Source organism: Rhodococcus sp. NPDC003382, from assembly GCF_053589135.1.
The window spans coordinates 53903-60273 of record NZ_JBSFRH010000038.1 but is presented as its reverse complement, the minus strand read 5'-3'; the positions used below and the strand labels follow the sequence as shown (position 1 = coordinate 60273).

The following is a 6371-nucleotide window of genomic DNA, read 5'->3' as shown; positions in this document are numbered from 1 at the left end:
CCGAGCACACCCGACGACAAGATCTGCCGCAGGGCGACTTTCAGTCCGTCGTGGTTGCGTTGCACCGCGGTGCGGGTGTCGCGGGCCGCGGCCTTGGCGAGCGCGTCGCGGTCGAGGGTCTCGGATTCGACATCACCGGAAGGTGATTCGGGGTCGTCCGGATTGTTCATGCCGGGGCGGGCGAGTTTCGCCAGGACCGGTTCGAGCAGCGCCCGGGTCTCGGGATCGATGAGCCCGGAGATCGGGGTCATGAGATCGACGCCCTGCTTGCCGATCCGCAGACCACGCCGACGCTTGCGTTCCTTCTCGTCCGGCACGTCCCCGTCCGGATTCAGGTACGCGAGCAGATGCGCGCCGAGTTTCACGAGATCGTCGGGCGTGACCGAGCAGGCCGCGTCCGCGAGGATCTTTTCGGCGACGGTGATCTCGTCGAATCCGACCCCGTGCGGCACCTTCCGCATCACCTTCGCGACCGCGGCGACATGGTCGGATCCGATGGTCCCGGTCTTCACAGCGGCCGCGGTGGCCGGCAGTTCCGGTTCGATGTCCTCGCCGTCGAGGGAACGCCAGGTGCCGACCTTCTTCGCGCCCTTGACCCGCCGGGCCGCGTCGGCGGCGGAGATCCGCAGCGCGCCGACCAGGAGATCGTTGACCGACCGGCACCCGAGATGCCCGGGAATTATGCGTTCGGTGGCCTCGACGACCAGTCGGTGCCCGACCGCGGAGGCCTTGCGCAGCGTGACCTCCAGGCGTTGCAGGACCTCGACGATGTCGTCGTTCGACAGGCCCGACAGATCGTCGCCGAGCAGGCCGTCGACCGCGGCGTCGAGCGCGGACAGCCGCGCCTCGACCACCGCACCCCCACCTGGCTCGAAAGCATGTTCGAAAGTGTAGCGACGGGGCCCGACAAAAAATCCCTCCGACGTATGTCGGAGGGATTCGTTGCGAGAACTGTGGAGCTAAGGGGACTCGAACCCCTGACCCCCACACTGCCAGTGTGGTGCGCTACCAGCTGCGCCATAGCCCCTTGTGAAAATGTCCAGTGAACATGTCCACCGTGAAACTGTCTCTTCTCAAGACTACAGGCGAGAGTGTGAACTCTCGCCTGTAGTCGGAAGTGGAGCTAAGGGGACTCGAACCCCTGACCCCCACACTGCCAGTGTGGTGCGCTACCAGCTGCGCCATAGCCCCGTATTCAGTTCCTTGCTTCGCGTCCGGGGGCGAGCCCCTCGCGCTGAAAGAAAGCTACACCATCGCGCTCGGCGTCAACAAATCGGCTGGTCAGCGCGGTGATGCCGGGATCGTCTCCCGGCATCACCGCGAGTCGTCAGCCGAGTTCGGCGACCCAGTTCTCGTTGCCGAGGGCGTCGATCACGACACCGTTGTGAACGACGGCGGGGGTGCCGGCGGCACCGGTCGTGGCGAGCAACTGCCGGCCGGCCTCGGCGTCGGCGCGGGCCTGCTCGACCCGGGTGCCGTCGGCGATGCACTGCGCCGCCTCGTCGGAGACGCCGGCGTCACGTGCCATCTGCGCGAGATCTTCGTTGCTGTGGTCGCTGTCGCCGCGCTCGGCGGGCTGGTTGTCCGGGGACATCAGCGCGGAATGGAACGCCGAGTACGCGATGGCGTCACCGCTCTGCGCGACGCACTGCAGCGCCGCGACTGCACGGGTCGAGTAGTCGCCGCTGGCGGAGAGCTGATCGAGGAACGCGAGCATGTGGTAGCGCACGGCGACCCGGCCATCGTCGATCGCCTGGGCCAGTTCCTGACCGTGCTTGTGCTCGAGCTCACCGCAGTAGGGGCACATCGGGTCTTCGAACAGGTCGATGGTGGTCGCCGCGTCGGGCCGGCCGAGCAGGGCGACACCGTTGTCCGCGACCGTGACCTGCACCGCGGAGTTCTGCACACCGCCGTATCCCTCGTTGCGGGCCTTACCGCTGTTGGACTGCCACAGCACACCGCCGATGACGAGCGCGGCGATGACGAGAAGGGCGAGACCACCGAGGATGAAGGTGGACTTGCTGGACGTCGGCTCCGGCGAATACTTGACCGGCTTGACCTTCTTCGCGCTCACGGTTACTGCCCTTCGCTGCTCGGGGATTGCTGACGGGATCTCACTCTGCCATCGCGGGCTGAGCGGTAGCTGAGGACGCGCGTGAGCCCGGTCCCAGTGCCACGGGGCTGCGCGGGAACACGATCAGCCAGGCCGATAGGGCAAGGAACCCGAGGTCACGCAGGATTTCGCGGGCGTAGTCCCAGCTGTCGACGTCCGCGGCGCCACCGCCGCCGAAGCAACCGCAGTCGATGGACAGTCCCCGCGCCCACGCCGACAGGATCGCGGCGATCAGGGTGACGAGCACGACGGCGCTCACCGCGGCGACCGGACGTACCGCCAGGCCGATCAGCAGCAGCAGGCCGAGCACGAGTTCGAGCATCGGCAGCCCGGCCGCGACCGGGCGCACGATGTCCTCGGGCAGCAGTTGGTAGGCCCGGACGGCGACGATCGTCTGGGTGGGATCGGAGAACTTGATCCACCCGGAGACCAACCAGATGGCGGCCAGACCGAGCCGGGCGATCAGGCTGACGATGCGAATCCACACCTCGTCGAGGGTACCGAGCGCGGGCTCAACGGCGTATGTCGTCGGTCACCACCGGCTCGGTGACCACACCGGGCGGTGCGGTGCGCGCGAGCAGCGCCCACGGCAGTACCGCGGCGAGCAGGATCGCGCCGGTCACCGTGAACGCGACCTCGAAGGACAGGCGTTCCGCGAGCAGGCCACCGACGACCGGCCCGACCACCGATCCGACGTCGGCGGTCATCTGGAACGCCGCCAGCACCGGACCGCCACGCGCCTTGCTGCCCACGACGTCGGCGACGGCGGCCTGCTGCGGCGGGCCGAGCAGACCGGATCCGATCCCGGCGACGAGAGAGGTGACGAAGAACAGCGGCACGTCGTCGGTCAGTCCCATCCCGATCGTGGCCGCGCCGCACACCAGCAGCCCGATCAGCACGAACGGCCGCCGCCCGTAGCGGTCGGACAGGCGGCCGGAGGACATGAGCACGAGGGCGTTGCCGACCGCGAACACCGTCAGCGCCACGCCCGCGAGGGACGCGTCGCGCTGCAGGACCTCGACGACGAACAGCGGCATCATCGCGACCCGCACCCCGAACACGGCCCATCCGTTGGCGAAGTTCGATCCCAGCGCCGCGCGATACATCGGCACGCGCAGTGCGTCGCGCAGCCGCAGCGCCGGGGCACCGTCGGCTGCGGCCGGCTCGGCGAGTGCGGATCCGCGCAGGCTGATACCGACCACGGCAGCGGCCACCAGCAACGCGATCGCGTAGATCACGAACGGGACCCGCAGGCCGAAGCCGACCAGGGCACCGCCGACCAGCGGTCCGCCGATGTTGCCGAGCAGGAAACTCGTCGCGTACAGACCGGAGACGCGTCCGCGCGCATCCGGCGGTGCGATCCGGATGATCAGGCCCAGTGCGGAGACGGTGAACATCGTCGAACCGATACCGCCGAGCCCCCGGAACACCAGGAGTTGCCAGTAGTTCTGCGCGAACGCGCACGCGCCGGTGGACAACGCGACGATGAGCACGCCGGTGATGTAGACGGGCCGCTCCCCCAGCTTCTGCACGAGGGCACCGCTGGCCGGCGCGAACGCCAGCCGCATCGCGGCGAACGCGGAGACGACGACGGTCGCGGCGGTGATGCCGACGTCGAAGCTGCGGGCGAACTGCGGCAGTGCCGGGGCGACGAGCCCGAACCCGAGGGCGATGACGAAGCTGGCGCTGACCAGCACCCAGATCTCCCGCGGCAGCGCCGCGTCACGTGTGCGCATGATGAGCCGATGTTAGCTTCGCGCACGACACGACCGGGGGGCCGGTCGGTCGAGCACGACCGGCGTACGGGTCAGCCGAGCACGCTCGACACCAGTTCGCGCGCGGCGTCCTGCACCTGCTTCAGATGGTCGGCGCCGAGGAACGATTCCGCATAGATCTTGTAGACGTCCTCGGTGCCGGACGGCCGGGCCGCGAACCACGCGTTCTCCGTGGTGACCTTGAGTCCGCCGATCGCGGCGCCGTTGCCCGGCGCCTCGGTCAACGTCGCTGTGATCGGCTCCCCGGCCAGCTCGGTGGCACCGACCTGGTCCGCGGACAGCTTCGCGAGCACCGCCTTCTGGGCGCGGTCCGCCGGGGCGTCGACGCGCGCGTACGCGGGGCTTCCGTAGCGGGCCGCCAGATCCGCGTACCGCTGCGACGGGGTCTGCCCGGTCACCGCGATGATCTCGGAGGCCAGCAGCGCCAGCAGGATGCCGTCCTTGTCGGTGGTCCACACCGAGCCGTCCTTGCGGAGGAACGACGCGCCGGCGCTCTCCTCCCCACCGAACCCGAGGCTGCCGTCGAGCAGACCCGGCACGAACCATTTGAACCCGACGGGCACCTCGAGCAGGTCGCGGCCCAGACCGGCGGCGACCCGGTCGATCATCGAGGAACTGACCAGCGTCTTGCCGACCTTCGCGTCGGTCGGCCACCCGGGCCGGTGCCCGTAGAGGTAGTCGATGGCGACGGCGAGGTAGTGATTGGGGTTGAGCAGGCCACCGTCGGGGGTGACGATGCCGTGCCGGTCGGCGTCCGCGTCGTTGCCCGTCGCGACGTCGAACTTCGCGCGCGCACCGATCAGCGACGCCATCGCGTTCGGCGACGAGCAATCCATCCGGATCTTGCCGTCCGTGTCCAGGGTCATGAACCGCCAGGTCGCGTCGACGAGCGGGTTGACGACCGTCAGGTCCAGGCGGTGCCGTTCGGCGATCGCGGCCCAGTAGTCGACGCTCGCGCCGCCGAGCGGATCGGCGCCGATCCGCACCCCGGCCTCGCGCACCGCGTCGAGATCGACGACGTTCGGCAGGTCGTCGATGTACGCGGCGAGGAAGTCGTGCCGGCCCGCGGCCGCGAGGGCGCGCGTGGCGGGCACCCGGCGGACCCCGTCGATGCCCCCTGCGAGCAGCTCGTTGGCGCGGGCCGCGATGACGGAGGTGGCGTCGGTGTCGGCGGGACCCCCGTGCGGCGGGTTGTACTTGAAGCCGCCGTCGCGCGGCGGATTGTGCGAGGGCGTCACGACGATGCCGTCGGCGCGCGGCCCGGTGCCGGCGTTGTGCTGCAGGATCGCGTGGCTCACCGCGGGGGTCGGGGTGTAGCGGTCGCGGGCGTCGACGACGACCTCGACGCCGCCCGCGACGAGCACCTCGAGCGCGGTCGTCCATGCCGGCTCGGACAATGCGTGGGTGTCGCGCCCGAGGAACAACGGCCCGGTGATGCCTTGCGCGGCACGATATTCGACGATCGCCTGCGTGGTCGCGAGGATGTGCTGTTCGTTGAACGCGCCGTCGAGGCTCGATCCCCGATGCCCGGAGGTGCCGAACACGACCTGCTGCAGCGGATCCTGCGGATCGGGCTGCACGGTGTAATAGGCGGTGACCAGATGCGCGAGGTCCTCGAGGTCGCCGGGTTCTGCCGGTTGTCCTGCTCGTTCGTGCACCATGGGGTCCTCCTCGTCGACGGCGGTGTCGCTCTGTTCCCGGCCGCTCTCATCGTGGTCGCTCTCATCTTGCACGGGGCCGACCGGCCGCGCGCGACAACACGGATCAGGCAGTGAGGGTGTACCCACCCCACGCCGCGGCAAGCCCGGCGACGACGCTGACGACGACGTAACCGATGCCGGTGAGCGGGCGCCGGATCCGGGTGAGGCCGACGGCTTCGACCGCGAACGTCGAATACGTCGTGAGGCCACCGCAGAAGCCGGAACCGAGCAGCGCGAACAGATCCAGGGACAGTGCGGCGGCCCCGGCCAACGCCCCGAGCAGGGCGCACCCGAACACGTTCACCGCGAGCGTCGCGAGCGGAACACTGCGGTACGACCGGATGTACCGTCCCGCCAGGTAGCGGACCACGGCCCCGGCCCCGCCGCCCAGCGCGACGAACAACACGGTCACCGTGCCGCCCTTCGCCGGTGCAACCGCTCGCCGACGGCCATTCCGCACCGCGCCGCGATCAGGGCTCCGGTGAGCGTGCTCGCCACGTAGGCGGCCGTGATTGCCGGATTGCGGACCGCGTCGACCGCGAAGGTCGAGAACGTGGTGAAGCCGCCGAGCACACCGATTCCGAGGAACAACCGCAGCAACCGGTCCGGGCCGACCATCGCGGCGAGAATGCCGAGCAGCAGCGAGCCGACGATGTTGATCGCGGCGATCGTCCACACGCCGGGGAACGCCGTGGACAGGCCGTAGCGCGCGACCGCGCCGAGTGCTCCCCCGGCCGCGACCACCGCGACCGCTCGGGGACTTGGGGACAGGGGCACAAGTCA

7 protein-coding genes and 2 tRNA genes are annotated in these 6371 nt (G+C 69.7%); all 9 read right to left on the bottom strand.

Going from position 1 to position 6371, the window contains the following annotated elements; genetic code table 11:
• On the bottom strand, nt 1–854 hold an 854-nt coding region (locus tag ACWDUD_RS22700), incomplete at its 3' end, for a DUF222 domain-containing protein (protein WP_450110747.1).
• 100 nt (nt 855–954) lie between these two features.
• Nucleotides 955–1027 (bottom strand) — tRNA-Ala (locus ACWDUD_RS22695).
• 91 nt (nt 1028–1118) lie between these two features.
• Nucleotides 1119–1191: transfer RNA gene (locus ACWDUD_RS22690), tRNA-Ala, on the bottom strand.
• 136 nt (nt 1192–1327) lie between these two features.
• Nucleotides 1328–2074 (bottom strand): DsbA family protein, encoded by a 747-nt coding sequence (locus ACWDUD_RS22685; RefSeq protein ID WP_197254367.1) that lies wholly within the window; start codon nt 2072–2074, stop codon nt 1328–1330.
• A 40-nt stretch (nt 2075–2114) separates the two neighbouring features.
• On the bottom strand, nt 2115–2600 hold the full coding sequence (locus ACWDUD_RS22680) for a MauE/DoxX family redox-associated membrane protein (RefSeq protein ID WP_197254365.1): 486 nt from the start codon (nt 2598–2600) through the stop codon (nt 2115–2117).
• Between the two features lie 25 nt (nt 2601–2625).
• The gene (locus tag ACWDUD_RS22675) at nt 2626–3849 is read right to left on the bottom strand and encodes an MFS transporter (protein WP_197254364.1); all 1224 of its coding nucleotides are present in this window, start codon (nt 3847–3849) and stop codon (nt 2626–2628) included.
• Nucleotides 3850–3920: 71 nt separating this feature from the next.
• Nucleotides 3921–5549 (bottom strand): phosphoglucomutase (alpha-D-glucose-1,6-bisphosphate-dependent), encoded by a 1629-nt coding sequence (pgm, locus tag ACWDUD_RS22670; protein ID WP_450110746.1) that lies wholly within the window; start codon nt 5547–5549, stop codon nt 3921–3923.
• Nucleotides 5550–5652: 103 nt separating this feature from the next.
• Complete coding sequence (crcB, locus tag ACWDUD_RS22665; protein ID WP_450110745.1) at nt 5653–6000, bottom strand: fluoride efflux transporter CrcB; 348 nt, start codon at nt 5998–6000, stop codon at nt 5653–5655.
• Nucleotides 5997–6365, bottom strand: coding sequence for a fluoride efflux transporter FluC (locus tag ACWDUD_RS22660; RefSeq protein ID WP_450110744.1), 369 nt, complete (start codon nt 6363–6365; stop codon nt 5997–5999). Before ACWDUD_RS22660 ends, crcB begins: the two co-directional genes overlap by 4 nt.
• Between the last annotated feature and the right edge of the window lie 6 nt (nt 6366–6371).